This window comes from Pelomonas sp. Root1444 (genome assembly GCF_001426885.1).
Classification (GTDB): domain Bacteria; phylum Pseudomonadota; class Gammaproteobacteria; order Burkholderiales; family Burkholderiaceae_C; genus Pelomonas.
The window spans coordinates 534099-549327 of record NZ_LMFP01000001.1; the positions used below are offsets into that span (position 1 = coordinate 534099).

The 15229-nt window shown below is 72.7% G+C and carries 16 protein-coding genes; 10 read left to right on the top strand and 6 right to left on the bottom strand.

Going from position 1 to position 15229, the window contains the following annotated elements; all coding sequences use genetic code 11:
- Positions 1 to 9: 9 nt before the first annotated feature.
- The 3 genes from ASD35_RS02375 to ASD35_RS02385 are packed head-to-tail and all read left to right on the top strand — an operon-like array spanning position 10 to position 2072.
- Complete coding sequence (locus ASD35_RS02375) at positions 10 to 687, top strand: amino acid ABC transporter permease (protein ID WP_056873291.1); 678 nt, start codon at positions 10 to 12, stop codon at positions 685 to 687.
- Positions 680 to 1327, top strand: a complete 648-nt coding sequence (locus ASD35_RS02380; RefSeq protein WP_056873412.1) for an amino acid ABC transporter permease — start codon at positions 680 to 682, stop codon at positions 1325 to 1327. The genes ASD35_RS02375 and ASD35_RS02380 overlap by 8 nt, the downstream gene beginning before the upstream one ends.
- A complete protein-coding gene (locus ASD35_RS02385) occupies positions 1317 to 2072 on the top strand; it encodes an amino acid ABC transporter ATP-binding protein (RefSeq protein ID WP_056873292.1) in 756 nt (251 codons plus the stop codon). The genes ASD35_RS02380 and ASD35_RS02385 overlap by 11 nt, the downstream gene beginning before the upstream one ends.
- Here ASD35_RS02385 and ASD35_RS02390 read toward each other — a convergent pair.
- A complete protein-coding gene (locus ASD35_RS02390; protein ID WP_235538207.1) occupies positions 2058 to 2960 on the bottom strand; it encodes a LysR substrate-binding domain-containing protein in 903 nt (300 codons plus the stop codon). The genes ASD35_RS02385 and ASD35_RS02390 overlap by 15 nt on opposite strands.
- Before the next feature lie 83 nt (positions 2961 to 3043).
- On the opposite strand from ASD35_RS02390, the gene ASD35_RS02395 reads away from it, so the two are divergent.
- Genes ASD35_RS02395 through ASD35_RS02405 form a run of 3 tightly spaced genes read left to right on the top strand, consistent with a single transcriptional unit; the run spans position 3044 to position 4736 of the window.
- Positions 3044 to 3787, top strand: a complete 744-nt coding sequence (locus ASD35_RS02395) for a TSUP family transporter (protein WP_235538208.1) — start codon at positions 3044 to 3046, stop codon at positions 3785 to 3787.
- Between the two features lie 50 nt (positions 3788 to 3837).
- Positions 3838 to 4317 carry a host attachment protein gene (locus ASD35_RS02400; RefSeq protein ID WP_056873294.1) on the top strand — a complete coding sequence of 160 codons (480 nt, stop codon included), beginning with the start codon at positions 3838 to 3840 and terminating at the stop codon, positions 4315 to 4317.
- 35 nt (positions 4318 to 4352) lie between these two features.
- Entirely contained in the window at positions 4353 to 4736 is a 384-nt protein-coding gene (locus ASD35_RS02405; RefSeq protein ID WP_056873295.1) for a DUF427 domain-containing protein, read from the top strand.
- A 156-nt stretch (positions 4737 to 4892) separates the two neighbouring features.
- Here the strand turns inward: ASD35_RS02405 and ASD35_RS02410 are convergent, their stop codons facing one another.
- The 5 genes from ASD35_RS02410 to ASD35_RS02430 form a co-directional block, all read right to left on the bottom strand.
- The gene (locus ASD35_RS02410; RefSeq protein WP_056873296.1) at positions 4893 to 6122 is read right to left on the bottom strand and encodes a DUF1501 domain-containing protein; all 1230 of its coding nucleotides are present in this window, start codon (positions 6120 to 6122) and stop codon (positions 4893 to 4895) included.
- A gap of 8 nt (positions 6123 to 6130) precedes the next feature.
- Positions 6131 to 7654, bottom strand: a complete 1524-nt coding sequence (locus ASD35_RS02415) for a DUF1800 family protein (RefSeq protein WP_056873297.1) — start codon at positions 7652 to 7654, stop codon at positions 6131 to 6133.
- Positions 7655 to 7746: 92 nt separating this feature from the next.
- Positions 7747 to 8118, bottom strand: coding sequence for a response regulator (locus ASD35_RS02420; protein ID WP_056873298.1), 372 nt, complete (start codon positions 8116 to 8118; stop codon positions 7747 to 7749).
- 200 nt (positions 8119 to 8318) lie between these two features.
- On the bottom strand, positions 8319 to 9059 hold the full coding sequence (locus ASD35_RS02425; RefSeq protein WP_056873299.1) for a response regulator transcription factor: 741 nt from the start codon (positions 9057 to 9059) through the stop codon (positions 8319 to 8321).
- Positions 9060 to 9063: 4 nt separating this feature from the next.
- Entirely contained in the window at positions 9064 to 9687 is a 624-nt protein-coding gene (locus tag ASD35_RS02430) for a helix-turn-helix domain-containing protein (RefSeq protein ID WP_056873300.1), read from the bottom strand.
- Positions 9688 to 9777: 90 nt separating this feature from the next.
- On the opposite strand from ASD35_RS02430, the gene ASD35_RS02435 reads away from it, so the two are divergent.
- The 4 genes from ASD35_RS02435 to ASD35_RS02450 all read left to right on the top strand — a co-directional run bounded on the left by ASD35_RS02435 (position 9778) and on the right by ASD35_RS02450 (position 15162).
- A complete protein-coding gene (locus ASD35_RS02435) occupies positions 9778 to 10443 on the top strand; it encodes an HD-GYP domain-containing protein (RefSeq protein ID WP_082579823.1) in 666 nt (221 codons plus the stop codon).
- Positions 10440 to 11234 carry an ABC transporter substrate-binding protein gene (locus ASD35_RS02440; RefSeq protein ID WP_082579824.1) on the top strand — a complete coding sequence of 265 codons (795 nt, stop codon included), beginning with the start codon at positions 10440 to 10442 and terminating at the stop codon, positions 11232 to 11234. Before ASD35_RS02435 ends, ASD35_RS02440 begins: the two co-directional genes overlap by 4 nt.
- Positions 11234 to 13747 carry an ATP-binding protein gene (locus ASD35_RS02445; protein ID WP_056873302.1) on the top strand — a complete coding sequence of 838 codons (2514 nt, stop codon included), beginning with the start codon at positions 11234 to 11236 and terminating at the stop codon, positions 13745 to 13747. Before ASD35_RS02440 ends, ASD35_RS02445 begins: the two co-directional genes overlap by 1 nt.
- Before the next feature lie 137 nt (positions 13748 to 13884).
- Positions 13885 to 15162: an efflux RND transporter periplasmic adaptor subunit gene (locus ASD35_RS02450; RefSeq protein ID WP_056873303.1), complete on the top strand. Its 1278-nt coding sequence runs from the start codon at positions 13885 to 13887 to the stop codon at positions 15160 to 15162.
- The last annotated feature ends 67 nt before the right edge of the window (positions 15163 to 15229 follow it).

A 15229-nucleotide genomic window follows, 5' to 3' on the forward strand; every position in this document is an offset into this window, starting at 1 on the left:
GCCGCAGCCATGATCAGCTTCGACTTCCTCGCAGTGCTGGCCGAATGGCCGCTGCTGCTGAAAGGCCTGGCGTGGACGCTGGGCCTCACGCTCATCGCGACGCCGCTCGGGCTGCTGATCGCGACGCTGGGCGCCTGGTCGCGCGCCAGCGGCCCGGTGTGGCTGCGGCGCCTGCTCGGCGCCTACGTCGAGCTGCTGCGCAACACGCCGTTCATCGTGCAGCTGTTCTTCATCTTCTTCGGCCTGCCGGCCATGGGTGTGAAGCTGTCGCCCGAGGCGGCGTCGCTGATCGCGATGACGCTCAACCTCGGCGCCTACGGCACCGAGATCCTGCGCGCCGGCATCCAGGCCACGCCGCGCGGCCAGTGGGAGGCGGCGCAGAGCCTGGCGCTCAGTCCCGTGCAGGTGTTCACGCGCGTCGTGCTGCCGCCGGCCTTCCAGCGCGTGTGGCCGGCCATGACCAGCCAGATCATCATCGTCATGCTGGGCTCCGCGGTCTGCGGCCAGATCTCCACCGAAGAACTCAGTTATGCGGCCAACCTGATCCAGAGCCGCAACTTCCGCGCCTTCGAGGCTTTCATCATCGCGACCCTGGTCTACCTCGCGCTCGCGGTGCTCGCGCGCAAGCTGCTGATGTGGGCCGGCCCGCGCTTCATCTTCGGCGTGAGGAGTGGCGGCCATGGTTGAGTTCACGCTCTGGGACATCGTCCGCAACCTGCTGCTGGCGCTGCGCTGGACGGTGGCGCTGTCGGCCATCGCCTTCGTCGGCGGCGGCCTGGTGGGCGGCCTGTTGCTGTCGCTGCGGCTGGGCCTCGGCGCGAGGACGAAGCGGGCCATCTCGCTGTACGTGCAGCTCTTCCAGGGCACGCCGCTGCTGATGCAGCTCTTCCTCGCCTACTTCGGCCTGGCGCTGCTGGGCCTGGAGGTGTCGGCGTGGACGGCGGCGGCACTCGCGCTGACGCTCTACACCAGCGCCTACCTCGTCGAGATCTGGCGCGGCTGCGTCGACGCCGTGCCGCGCGGCCAATGGGAGGCGGCGCGCAGCCTGGCGCTGTCCTTCGGCGAGCAGCTGCGCCACGTCGTGCTGCCGCAGGCCGGCCGCCTGGCCATCGCACCGACGGTGGGCTTCCTCGTGCAGGTCATCAAGGGCACGGCGCTCGCGTCCGTCATCGGCTTCGTCGAGCTGACCAAGGCCGGCAGCATGATCGCCAACGCCAGCTTCAAGCCCTTCCTCGTCTTCGGCTGCGTGGCGCTGCTGTATTTCGCCCTGTGCTTCCCCATCAGCCTCTACGCCCAACATCTGGAAGGCAAGCTCCATGCTCGCTGAAGTCCACGCCGATCCCATCGTGCGCATCACGGCGCTGCGCAAGTCCTATGGCACGAACGAGGTGCTCAAGGGCATCGACCTGGACGTCAAGCGCGGCGAGGTCATCGCCATCATCGGCAAGAGCGGCTCCGGCAAGAGCACGCTGCTGCGCTGCGTGAACGGGCTGGAGCAGTTCCAGGACGGCGCGCTCACCGTCAACGGCAAGCCGCTGCTTTACGAGAGCGCCATGGCCATGCGCGAACTGCGCCAGCAGGTCGGCATGATCTTCCAGGGCTTCAACCTCTTCCCGCACCTGAGCGTGGGCCGCAACGTGATGCTGGCGCCCACGCTGGTGAAGAAGCGCACCGCCAACGAGGCCGCCGAGCAGGCCACCAAGCTGCTGCGGCGCGTCGGGCTGGCGGAGAAGTTCAACGCCATGCCCGACCAGCTCTCCGGCGGCCAGCAGCAGCGCGTGGCCATCGCCCGGGCGCTGGCCATGGAGCCGGCCGTGCTGCTGTGCGACGAGATCACGTCGGCGCTGGACCCGGAGCTGGTGGGCGAGGTGCTGCGCGTCGTCGAATCGCTGGCCGAGGAGGGCATGACGCTGGTGATGGTCACGCACGAGATGAACTTCGCCCGCAAGGTGGCCGACCGCGTCATCTTCATGCACCAGGGCCGCGTGCATGAGATTGGGCCGCCGGCCGAGCTGTTCGGCGCGCCCAGGACGCCGGAGCTCAAGCAGTTCCTGTCGTCACTGCACGACTAGCGCGTCGAGCAGCGCGGCGGCAGCCGGCGTCAGCGCTTGGGCGCTGCTGAAGCAGACGAGCAGCTGCCGCATCGCCCAGGCGTCGCTCAGCGGCCGCACGCGCACGCGTGGGTCGGCCAGCCGCCGTGCGGTCAGTGCCGGCACGACGGCCACGCCGACGCCATCGGCCACCAGGCGCAGCAGCGCCTCAAAACCGGGTACCTGCACGCGGTGGTGCAGCCCGCGGCCCTGCTGCAGCGCGCGCGCCTGCAGGAAGCGGCTGAGGCCGGCCTCCGCAGGCAGGCCGACGAAGGGCTGCGCCAGCAGCTCGGCAAACGCCATCGCGCGCGGCCGGCCCGGCGCCAGCGTGGCAGGCAGCACGGCGACGAGACGGTCCTCGCGGAAGGCACGCGTCGTCAGGCCTGCCGTCGCGACGTAGTCGGCCACGATGCCCAGCTCGGCGCGCTCCTGGCGCATGGCGAACAGCACGTCCTGGCTGTCGAGTTCGCGCAGCTCGATGTCGACCTGCGGGTGCGCCGCAAGGAAGGGGCCCAGCAGCGGTGGCAGGTGCTCGCTGATGGCCGCCGTGTTGCCCAGCAAGCGCACGGTGGCGCGCACGCCGTGGGCGTGGGCAGCCATGCCGGCATGCAAGGCTTCCATCTCGCGCTGCAGCCGGCCGGCATGACGCAGCAGCGTGCGGCCGGCGTCCGTCAGCGTGACGCCGGTCTTGGCGCGCTGCATCAGCGCCGCCCCGACGGCCTGCTCCAGCGCCTGCAGCCGCGCGCTGGCCGCGGCGAGCGACAGGTGCACGCCGCGCGCGCCGGCCGTGATCGTGCCGGCCTCGGCCACGGCGGCGAACAGGCGCAGGTCGAAAGGGTCGATGCGGTAGTGCGGGTTGCGGTCGGCCATGGCGTGCATCCTTCGGCGATGCCGGAGGATATGCGTGGCATTGCGCGATGGACGCACGGGCCGCCCGTGCCGAGCATGCCGGCATGGATGAACTCAGCGGCGCGATGTCGTCAGGCCAGCTGGCCTGGGTGGCCTTCAGCTTCGTGCTGGCGGGGACTGTCAAAGGGGTCACGGGCATGGGCCTGCCCACGCTCGCGATGGCGCTGCTGAGCCTGGCCTTGCCGGCTGCTTCGGCCGCCGCGTTGATGCTGGTGCCGGCGCTGCTGACCAACCTCGCCCAGTGCTTCGGCCCGCATGGCACGACGTTGCTGCGCCGGCTCTGGCCGCTGTGGCTGGCCCTGGTGCTGGCCACACTGTTCGCGCCGGTGCCCAGCCTGGCCAGCGGCACGGCGCGGCCGGTGCTGGGCGGCGTGCTGCTCGCGTACGGCGCCTTCGGCCTGGCCCGGCCACGGCTGCCGGCCCCGGGGCGGCTTGCCAGCGGGCTCGGTGCGCTGGCTGGCGGCCTGGGCGGTGCGTTGAGCGCGGCGACCGGGGTCTTCGTCATGCCGCTGGTCCCCTATCTGCAGGCGCTGGCGTTGCCACGCGCGGCGCTGATCCAGGCGCTGGGCATCAGCTTCACGCTGGCGTCGCTCGCGCTGGCTACGCGCCTGGGTGGGCTGGAAGCTGCCGCGCCGCCGCAGGCCCCAACCCTCGGCGTGGCGCTGGCAGCCGCTTTCGCCGGCATGGCGCTGGGCGCCCGCTGGCGGCAACGCCTGCCCGCCGCGCACTTCCAGCGGGCTTTGCATGCCGTCTTCCTGCTGCTCGGGCTGTTGATGCTGCCCGGCTAGGCATGCGCATTGCCGCAAGGCAGGCCTACTTCATGAGACAGGAGTGCCCGATGAAGACCGCCTGGGTTCTCGTGGCCGACGAGGCCATCGCGCGCATCTTCGAGCAGCCGCCGGGTGGCGGCGAGCTGGTGTCGGTGGAAGACCTGACCGACCCCGACGCTCATGCCCGCGAGCGCGACATGCACCATGCTCCGCACGGGCGGCGTGCCGGTGGCGGCGGCAACGCGCAGGGCACGGCCACGGTTTCGGCCGGTGACAGCGAGCGCCACCAGCACGCCCAACTCTTCGCCGAACGCATCGCCGCGCGGCTGGCGGAGTACCACCGGCAAAAGCGGTACGACTTGCTGCACATCCTGGCGGCACCCCGTTTGCTGGGCTATCTGCGCAAGGCGCTGGAGCCCGGGCTGTCCGGCGTCATCGCCAGCACGCAGGACAAGGACGTCGTGCAGGAAACCCCCGCCCAGCTGGCCCAGCGCCTGGCCGGTCAGCCCAACGCAGGGGCTCCGGGCCACACGGGAGCGGCGGCATAAAGGCAGTGAGTCACGCCGTCTAAAGGAATCACCGCATGAGCAAGTCACCCGGCCACCGCGAGCATCCGGACCACACCGTCGCCGAGACGCGTGTCGCGCACAGGGTCAGTGCCTTCATCGACGGCCAGCTCGTGGCCGAGTCCGCCGATGTCATCCGCGTCGACGAGACCGGCGCGCCGCCGCGCTTCTACTTCCCGCGCGAGGCCGTCAAGGTGGACAAGCTGGAGCCCAGCGACACGACCTCGCATTGCCCGTTCAAGGGCGACGCGAGCTACTACCACGTCACCCAGGGCGGCCGGCAACTGAAGGACGCGATCTGGTCGTACGAGTCGCCCTACGACGAGCACGCCGCGCTGCAGGGCCGCATGGCGTTCTACGACGAGAAGCACCCCGGCATCACCTTCAGCGAGGCGGGCTGAGCCCGCGGGCCACGGGCTGTGGGCCGGTGGCCGCGTCAGACGCTGCCGGTCGCAACCAGGAAGCAGTACGCCAGCACCGCGCCCACCAGGCACAGGCCGAACAAGGGGGCAGGGGTTCGCATCATGTCCTTCTCCCAGCGGCCGGTGGAGGCGGCGTCAGGCGCGCATCAGCTTGTCCGCATAACGCCAAGTCTGCGGGGCTTGGGGAAACACTGCTGCCAGTGCGGTTTCCGTCAGGCCCAGGTGGCGCTGCAGCAGCGGCGCGAGCACCTGGCGGAAATCGGTGGCCACCGCGAGGTCGCGGCCATCGGCCAGCGCGCTTTTGTCCAGGCCCGGCCAGTCGCCGAGCACCTGGCCGCCCGCCACCGGGCCGCCCATCAGCCACATGACGTTGCCGCGGCCGTGGTCGGTGCCGCCGTTGCCGTTCTGCCGCAGCGTGCGGCCGAACTCGCTCATGACGACGATGACGGTGTCCTTGTAGGCATCGCCTAGGCCCACGCTGAGCGCGTCCAGCCCCTCGCCCAGGCTGGCCAGGCGGTTGGCCAGCTGGCCGCGCGCGGCGCCCTGGTTGACGTGGGTGTCCCAGCCGCCCACCGAGGTGAAGGCGAGCTGGGTGTAGGCGTCCTTGCGGATCAGCGTACCCAGGCGCCGCGCGTCGGCGGCGAAGCTGCGGGCGGACGGCGCACCGGCGTCGGCGCTGGGGTCCATCGAGCGCTCGCCGGCCGCCATGCTGCGTGCCATCTCGCTGCGGCCCTGCGTCGTGTCACGCAGCGTGCCGCTAAGCTGGGCATCGCCGGCGTAGAGCTTGGCCAGGCCGGCCTGCATCTGGGGGTTGTCGATGGCACGGCGCTGCATGGCGTTGGGACCCAGGCCCAGGCTGGCGACGCTGGCGGTGCCGGCAAAGATGCGCGGCGGCGTGCTGCCCTGGCTGATGGCGCGCGTGGGCGCCGGTTCGCCGGGCAGGGCGGTCAGCAGCCGGTTCATCCAGCCGTCGGGCGTGGACTTGCGGCCCGGCGTGCCGGATTCGAGATAGTCCTGCGCGTCGAAGTGCGAGCGCGTCGGGTCCGGCGAGCCGCTGGCGTGCACGAAGGCCAGCTGGCCGCCGTCCCAGTGGCGCTTGAGCGGCGCCAGCGACGGGTGCAGGCCGAACATCGCATCCAGCTTGAGGAGGCCGTCCTCCGCGCCGGGCGGGGGCAGGGCGATCTGCGGGCGGCTGGCGGCGTACTCGGGCTCGGCGTGGGGCGCCACGACCGACAGGCCGTCGACCGCGCCGCGCAGCATGACGACGACCAGCTTCTTTTGCGGGCCACCTTGGGCACGCACCAGCGACACCGGCAGCCCGCCGAGCGTGAAGGCGCCGAAGTGGAGGAGTTGACGGCGGAGCATGGGGCGTCCTATCGCTTCATGAAGTCGGGGCTGGCCAGCAGCAGGGCCACCTGCTGCGCGGCGGGCTCGGTGGCCAGCGTGCGGCGCGTCGGCTCGCTGAGCGCCGCACCCAGCGTGTTGCTGAGCCGCTCGGCGCCGATGCCGCTGCGCTGGCCCAGCGTCGTGGCGAGCTGCACGCGCTGCGTCAGCGCCTCGGGGTTGCGCCAGGCGGCGGCGGTGTTCTTGTAGCCGTCGGGCGTCTGCGCGCCGTACAGCGGCTGGCCGGCTTGCGCCAGCGCCTGCAGCAGCGGCTGTGGGTTGGACAGCGGCAGGTCCAACGCACGCAGGCTGGACAGCAGGTATTGGTACGGCGTCTTGAACTTGGCCTGGTAGGCCTCGCGGCGCCAGAACTCGTCCGAGCGGACCAGCGTGCGCGTCAGCTCGCGCAGGTCGCCGCCGCTGCCGCGAAAGCTCTCGGCCAGCCGCTCGACAAGGGCCGGCGGCGGCTCGTCGGCGACAAAGGCCTGCGCGAACTTGCGCGCGAGGTGGCGGGCCGTGGCCGGGTGTGCGGCCAGCACGTCCAACGCCCGCTCGCCCTCGGCCTGCCCGGCGCCGCTCACGGTCTGGCCCAGCCACGTCTTGGTGCCGCTGTCATGCCGGCGCGCGTCGAACTTGAACAGGTCGCCGTGGCCCGCCGCCCCGCCGCGCATGGCCTGGCGCGGGTCGATGCCCCAGCCGGTCAGCATGCGCGCCAGCTCGGTCACGTCGCGCTGCGTGTAGCCGCCGTCCACGCCCAGCGTGTGCAGCTCCATCAGCTCGCGGGCGTAGTTCTCGTTGAGGCCTCTGGCATTGCCGGCGCGACGCGGGTCGGCCGCGACGCTCTGCGCGTTGTCCAGGTAGATCAGCATCGCCGGATGCCTGGCCGTGGCGCCCAGCATGTCGCGGAAGCGCCCCAGCACGAACGGGCGGATGGCGCGCTGCTCGTAGTCGGCCACCAGCACGCCCACCGGCCCCTTGCCGGCGAAGACGTTGAAGTGGTTGAACCAGAACTCCGTCAGCACCTCTTCCAGCTGTGCCGGGCTCTGCAGCGCGCGCGACAGCCGCGCCGTGGCGGCCTGCTGGACGAGCGGGCGCACCTGCTCGCGCACGGCATTCAGCGCGGCGGCATCGGGCGTCTGGCCCTTGGCCTGCTCGCGGCGCGCCTCGCGCGTCGCCTTGACGGCCTCCCGGTAGCGCCCCAGCAGCGCCGCCTGGCTGAGCGTCAGCACCTCCAGGCCGGCCAGGCGCGTGGTCAAGGCCTCGGGCTGCGCCAGGCGGCGCGGCGCCAGCTGCTCGGCCAGGAAGCGCTCCAGCCAGCGCTCGGCGCCTTGCTCGGCGATGTCGGCCGCATCCGCGGGCCGCGGGCCATAGCCGAGGCGGTTGAGCGCATGCAAGGCGCGCTCGTCGGCGCTCAGCGGCGCGGCAGGCGCGCTGGCGGCCCGGCTGCGGCCTGCCAACAGCGCCGCACCGGCCAGGGCGCCGGCGCTGCCAAGCATGAAGCGGCGGTTTTTCATCGGCGGTCTCCGCATCGTTTGCCGGAGCATCCCGCCGCCCGCGCAAGGCCATGTGGCCGACGCGCAAAGATTTGTGTCAGCCGCTCACCGGCTCAAGCCAGCCAGTGCTCCAGGCTGCGCAGCGCCGCCGCGACGTTCAGCGGCTTGCACCAGAAGCCGTCGAAGCCGCCGCGCCGCGCGAGGTCGGCGGCGACGAACTCGGACTCGGCCGTCACCAGCACCGCCGGCACGGCAGCCGCCAGGCCGGCGGCGCGCAGCTCGGCCAGCAGCACGTCGCCCGTCACGTCGGGCAGGCGCAGGTCGCACAACAGCAGGTCGACGCGCTGCCCCGCCACGAGCGCCCGCGCCTCGGCGCCGCTGCGGGCCACCTGCAGCCGGCAGCCGGCCCACAGCTCGACGATGCCCTGCATCACCAAAGCATTGACCGGGTCGTCCTCGACATACAGCACGCTGCGCAACGCCATGGCGAGGCCCTCAGCCGATGCACGGCCATGGAGGCCGGGTGGGAGAGGGCTGGCGATGGAGGCGGTCGGGCATGTGGTGCGGCGCAATGGATTCGCATGGATTATCAAATTTATTGATAGACCCAGCGGTGGAGCGCCGCCCCTGAAACGGGGCCTTGCCAGACGGATTTGCCAAATATTTCAGGCGCGCGGCCGGGGCGCTAACTGTGCCGTCGTGCGCCAAGCGTGGCCAGGCCTTGCGCCAGGCCAGCCCAGCCGAGAGGCAGCGCGTCGCTCCCGGCGCCCGCCGCGGCGGCGGCTTCGAGTGCGCGGGCCTGTGCGGCGAGCTGGGGCTGCCCTATGAGTTCGAGCACTGCCTTCAGCGCATGCGCCACACGGCACAGCGCCGCCGTGTCGCCCGACGCGAGCGCGGCATCACCCTGCGCAAGGTCGTCGGCGAACTGCGCGATGCAGCCGGCGAGAAAGCTTTCATACAGGGCGCGGTCGCCGCCGAAATGCTGCTGCACCGGGTCGGCCGCGGCTGCCGTTGCCAGCGGCGCCGGTGGCGTGCTGCCGTGGCGCAACACTTCGGCCACGGTGGCCAGCAGTTCGGCCAGCGGCACCGGCTTGCGCAAGGTGCATGCCACGCCGCGCGCGGCCAGCGCCAGGTGGCGGTCGGCGTGCACGCCGGCGCTGAAGACGATCCAGGGCGGCGCGCCGACCGCCATCGCGTAGCCCTCGGCGAGCAGGGTTTCGGCCGACCCGTCGGGCAGCATCAGGTCGCTGATGACGAGCTGCCAGCCGCCCGCCTCCAGCGCCTGGCGCGCCTCGGCAACCTGCCGCACCACGTGCAGCACGACGGGCGGCGCGGCGGGGTCGTGGCCGGGCAGTTCCTCCAGCGCCAGCTCGACGAAACGGGCGATCGAGGCGTCGTCCTCGATCAGCAGCAGGCGCGCGGTCATGGCCTCAGGCCAGTGCGGCCGCTTCCGCCAGCAGCGGTGGCAGCTGGCCGACCAGGGCCGTCTTGTGCACGACGGGCACGCCTTCGAGCGCGAACCGGTAGGGCTCGCGCTGCGCTTCGTCCAGGGCCGTCACGACGATGAGGCGGCTGCGTGCGAACTGCGGGTGCGAGCGCAGGCTGGTGATCAGCGCCGCGCCGTCGATGCCCGGCAGCAGGATGTCGATCAGCAGCACGTCGGGCTCCAGCCGGCCGGCCAGCGCCAGGCCGGCGATGCCGTCGGAGGCCACGTGCAGTTCGGCGCCCGGCAGCTCGCGCTTGACGATCAGGCTGATGAGGTTCTGGAAGTGCACCGAGTCCTCGATGAGCAGCAGCGTCATCGGCCGGCCCGCGCTCCGGGCGGCGGGCTGCGGCGCCGCGGGCGCCGGCCCGCTGGAGCCGCGCGAAGCCAGCCAGCTTTCCAGCGAACTGCGCAGGATGCGGCGGTGGCCGCCGGGCGTCTTCCAGGCGGTCAGCTCGCCCCGGTCCACCATCAGCTGCACGGAGCGCACCGCCATGCCCAGGCGCTGCGCGGCCTCGGTGGTCGAGCAGGTATCGGGCACAGCAGGGGGGGTGGGGGTCACACGCGACATTTTGCCGAATTTACCCGCTGGACCCCGGCCGGGTTTATTTGATAAAAACGATTGAAGTGCGACACTCGGGCTGCCGCAGGGAGTTCTGCCATGTCATTCACCGCTCACCATCCGTCCGCGCCGTCGCACGGCGTACCGGCCTCGTTGCCGGGTCTGCCTGCGCTGGGGCGCCAGGACGAGGAAACGCGCGCCCACCGCGTGCGGCTGGGTCATCTCGCGGAGGCGCTGGCCCGCCACCTGGGGCTGGATGCCGACACCGCGCAGCTGCTGCGCCTCGCGGCGCCGCTGCATGACATCGGCGAGTTCGACCCGACCGCCGCCGCCTTCGAGCCGGCCTGGCCGCTGACCGCCGCCGAGGAGCGCCGCCGCCGCCAGATCCAGCCGCGCCGCGGCGCCGCGCTGCTGGGCGGCTCGAGCCTGCCGCTGTTCGCGCTCGCCGCCGAGATCGCGCTGCACCACCGCGAGCGCTGGGACGGCAACGGCTACCCCGAAGGCCTGCGCGGCAAGGCCATCCCGCTGTCCGCGCGCATCGTCGCGGTCGTGGACTATTTCGATGCGCTGACGATGCGCCGGGACTTCCGCCCCGCGCGGGCCGACGACCGTGGCCTGGCCATGCTGGCCGAGCAGGCCGGCAGCGCCTTCGACCCCGAGATCGTCTCCACCTTCCTGGCCCATGCGCCCGAGCTGATCGCGCTGCGCGACCGCGTAGACCCGGCCCGACCCGGGGGCGGCGCGCCACCAAAGGTCGCGCCGTGAGGCGGCTCCTTGCCGCCATTGCCGCCGCACTGACACTGCCCGCCCCGCCGGCCGCCGCTGCGCCGGCCTCGGTCCTCCAGCGCGTCCAGGCCAGCGGCGAGCTGCGCGTGTGCATCTGGCCCGACTACTACGGCATTTCGCTGCGCAACCCGCGTACCGGCCAGCTGTCGGGCATCGACATTGACCTGTCCGCCGCCTTCGCCGCCGACCTCAAGGTCGCGCCGCGCTATGTCGAGTCCTCGTTCGCCACCGTCGTCGAGGACCTGGTGCAGGACCGTTGCGACGTGGCCATGTTCGCCGTCGGCATGACCTCGCAGCGCGCCCGCCAGCTTCGCTTCAGCCGGCCCTATCTGGAAAGCGACATCTACGCCGTCACGACGCACAGCAGCCACGTCGTGCAGCGCTGGCAGGACCTGGACAAGCCCGGCGTGCGCATCGCCGTGCAGGCCGGCACTTTCATGGAGCCGGTCATGGCCGGCGCGTTGAAGCGCGCTACCCTCGTGGTCGTGCGGCCCCCGGACACCCGCGAGCGCGAACTCGAGGCCGGCCGCGTCGATGCCTTCATGACCGACTACCCCTACAGCCGCCGCCTGCTGGACAACGCCGACTGGGCCCGCCTCGTCGCGCCGCCCGCGCCGTTCTACGTGATGCCTTATGCCTATGCGGTCAGGCCCGGCGACGCGGCCTGGCTGGGCCATGTGGACGACTTCGTCGCGCGCATCCAGCGCGACGGCCGGCTGCGCGCGGCAGCCGAGCGCCACGGCCTCGGCGCCATCGTGCGCAACCGCTGATGCAGCCGCGCGGCAGCCGCTGGCGTCCGAGCATCATCGTTGCCGGCGCCGGCGTGCTGCTGGCCGCCGTGCTGCTGGTCGGCGCGGGCTACGGCCTGTGGCGGGAACAGAGCAAGCTGACCGCCGAGACGGCGGAGCGCCAGGCCCTGCTGGCCCGGGTGCTGGAGGACCATGCCAGCCGCAGCCTCGATGCGACGCAGATCGCCCTGGCCGGCCTGGCCGACGTCGCCGCCCGCGGCGCGCCGCCCGAGGTGCTGCAGGCGCTGCTCGGCCAGACGCAGGCCAGCCTGGGCTTCCTGCGCGGCGTCGCGCTGCTGGACGAGGGCGGCCATGTGCTGGCCGCCGCCGACCCGGCGGACCGCGGCGTGCAGCTCGCGCCTGCCGCGCTGGGCCCGTGGCCCGCGCCCGGGCGTGATGCCGTCGGCGGCTTTGTCGCGGCGCGCAGCCTCGCGGGCCTGGCGGGAACGGGCGAGGCGTCTGTCGTGCCGCCCGGCGTGGGCTTCATCCCGGTGCTGCGCGGCCTGCGCCTGCCCGACGGGCGCGGCGCGCTGCTGACCGCGCTGCTCAACCCGGACGCACTGGCCAACTTCCAGCAGCTGACGCTGAACGACCCGCAGGCCGCGGCGGCCCTTGTCGACCTGGACGGCCGGCTGCTGGCGGCCACCCACGGCGCCGGGCAGCTGGCCGGCGAACGCCTGGCACGCCTGCTGGCCGCGGGTGCGCCGCTGGCCCGCGTGCGCGCCGGCAGCGAGCACGGCCGCTGGGAGGGCGCCGGCCTGCGCGAGGAGGCCCAGCTCGGCAGCTACCGGGCGCTGCGGGCGCGCCCGCTGGTCGTCCTCGTCGAGCTGCCGCAGGCCGAACTGCGCAGTCATTGGCTGGCCACGTTGCGCGACCTGGGCCTGCCGGCCTTCGGCGTTGCGGCGGCGCTGCTGACGCTATCGGGCATCGGCGCGGCAGCGTTGCGCGGCCGCGAGCGCGCGGCGCTCGAGCTCGACCGCGCGCAGCGCGAGGTGGCCGAGCGCGAAGGCGAGCTCAGCGCCATCTTCGGCAGCGTCCAGGACCTGCTCTTCCGCACCGACGCCGCCGGCCGCGTCACCTTCATCAACGAAGGCTATGCGCGCCTCAGCGGCCATGCCGCCGGCCGGGTGGTCGGGCTGCCGCTGCAGCAGCTGTTCGGCGGCTCGCCGCGCGTGGCGGCGCTGTTCGATGCACGCGACGCCGATGAGGCCGATGAAGCCCAGCCGCACCAGGTGCGCGCCGACTGGCTCGCGCCCGACGGCCAGGCCCGCAGCTTCGAGATCCACCTCGTGCCGCTGCGCCGCAGCGATGGCGTCCTCGAATGGGTGGGCAGCGCCGCCGACGTCAGCGGGCTGATGCGCGCCCAGGCCGAGCTGCGCGCCCAGCTGGGCCTGGCGCGCTCGCTGCTGGCCAGCAGCCCGCTGCCCATGTCGGTGCTGGACAGCGACAACCGCTACCTGGACGTCAACCGCGCCTGGGAGCAGTTCACCGGCCGCAAGCGCGGCGACGTGCTGGGCCGCCGCGCGGCGGGCTACCTGCGCCCCGAGGAGGCGGCCCTGCACGATGCGCGCGACGCCGAGCTGCTGGCCCGCGGCGGCGAGATGAACTACGAGGCCGTCTGGCACGGCGCGGACGGCCGCCGGCGCGACCTCTTCATCAGCAAGGCCACCTTCCCCGATGCGCAGGGCCGGCCGATGGGCATCGTCGTCTGCTTCATGGACATCAGCGAGTTCCGCGAAGCCGAGCGCGCCACCCGCGCCGCGCGCGACGCCGCGCTGCAGGCCTCGCGGGCCAAGTCCGACTTCATCGCCAACGTCAGCCACGAGCTGCGCACGCCGCTGCAGTCCATCCTCGGCTTCTCCGAGATCGGCGCGCTGCGCACCCGCCAGGAGCCGCGGCTGGCCGAACTCTTCGCCGACGTGCACCGCGCCGGCGAGCGCATGCTCAGCCTCGTCAACGACCTGCTGGACCTCAGCAAGATCGAGCATGGCGCCGAGCCCATCCAGCCCGAGCGGCTGGACCTGCGCCCGCTGGCGACCGAGGTGGCACGCGAGCTGCGGCCCCAGCTGGCCGCCAAGGGCCTGCAACTGCAGACGGCCTTGGCCGACGAGGAGCTCGTCGTGCTGGCCGACCCGCTGCGGCTGCTGCAAGTGCTGCGCAACCTGCTGGCCAATGCCATCCGCTTCTCGCCCGAGGGCGCGAGCATCGAGCTGACGGCGGTGCATGACGAGGCAGGCGAGGTGCGCGTGGACGTCGCAGACCGCGGCCCCGGCATCCCGCCGGCCGAGCTGGAGACCATCTTCGAGGCCTTCGTGCAGTCCAGCGCGACGCGCGAGGCGGCCGGTGGCACGGGCCTGGGCCTGGCGATCTGCCGCCGCATCGCCCAGGCCCACGGCGGCCGCATCTGGGCCGCCAACCGCGACGGCGGCGGCGCCGTCATCTCGCTGGTGCTGCCGGCCACGCGCTTCGGCGACACGACACGCGCCGCGCTGTGAGGGCCTGACGGCCTCGCGGGCCCACGTCTGCGGCGCGACCGGACTGTCCGCACGCTGTCCGCGGACACCATCCGCCGCGCCAAGTCCTTGATCCGGCAGGCCCCGCACGCTGGCATGGCGCTTGCGCTGAACGGGGCATGAACACCCGCTTTCGCGACACCTCCGAGCAGGACAAACCGCTCGCCCGAAAGTCCCGGCGCTGGCCGCTGCTGCTCGCCGGCGGCGCGGCCGTCGTCGGCGCGTTGGCGTTGTGGGGTGGCGGGCGCATGCAGCGCATGCTGTCGGCCGACACGACGGTCAGCACCGCGCGGCTGGGCCTGGCGACCGTCGATGTGGCGCCACTGACGCGCGACGTGGCCGGCGAGGGCCGCGTCGTCGCGGCGCAGAGCCCGACGCTGTACGCCCCTGGTGCCGGCACCGTGACGCTGACCGTGCGCGCCGGCGACCCGGTCAAGCGCGACCAGGTGATGGCCCGCGTCGACTCGCCCGAACTGACCAACCGGCTGGCGCAGGAGCGCAGCAACGTCGACGCCTTGCGGGCCGACCTGGCGCGCGCCGAGGTCGAGGCACGGCAGCAGGCGGCCGCACTGCAGAGCGCCTACGAGAACGCCCGCATCGACCAGCAGACCGCCGCCAACGACCTGGCCCGCCAGACCCAGGCCTTCGAGGCCGGCGCCACCGCGCGCATGCAGGTCGAGCGCGCGCAGGACGCGCTGGCCAAGGCCAAGCTCGCGCTGGACCAGGCGGCCGGCCTGCGCGGCCTGAAGACCGACAGCCTGGCGCTGGACGTGCAGGCCAAGAAGAGCGCGCTGGCGCGCCAGCAGCTGCTGGTGGCCGACCTGGAGCGCCAGGTGGCCGAGCTGGCCGTGCGTTCGCCGGTGGACGGCCAGGTGGGCCAGCTCTTCATCGCCGACCGCACCAACGTCGCCCGCGACGCCAAGCTGCTGTCGGTCATCGACCTGTCGGCGCTGGAAGTGCAGATGCAGGTGGCCGAGAGCTTCGCTCGCGAGCTGCAGCCGGGCATGCCGGGGGAGATTGCCGGCAACGGCCAGCGCTGGGCGGGGCTGGTGAGCTCGGTGTCGCCGGAGGTCGTCAACGGCGAGGTCAGCGCGCGGCTGCGCTTCGACGGCAAGCAGCCCGAGCAGCTGCGGCAGAACCAGCGGTTGTCGGTGCGGGTACTGCTGGACCGGCGCGACAAGGTGCTGGGCGTGGCGCGCGGCAGCTTCGTGGACGAGGGCGGCGGCAGCTATGCCTACGTGGTGAGGGGCGGCGTGGCGGAGAAGGTCGCTGTGAAGCTGGGGGCGCGGTCGCTGGAGCGGGTGGAGGTTTTGTCGGGGCTGTCGGTGGGGGACCGCGTCGTCATTTCGGGGGCGGACAACTTCAAGGGCGCTGAGCGCGTCTTGATTGCGGATTGAGGTTGTGGGCGTGACGTTCGATCAGGTTGCTTTTGCGACGCGTGCTGCTGACCGCGGCATTGCCGGG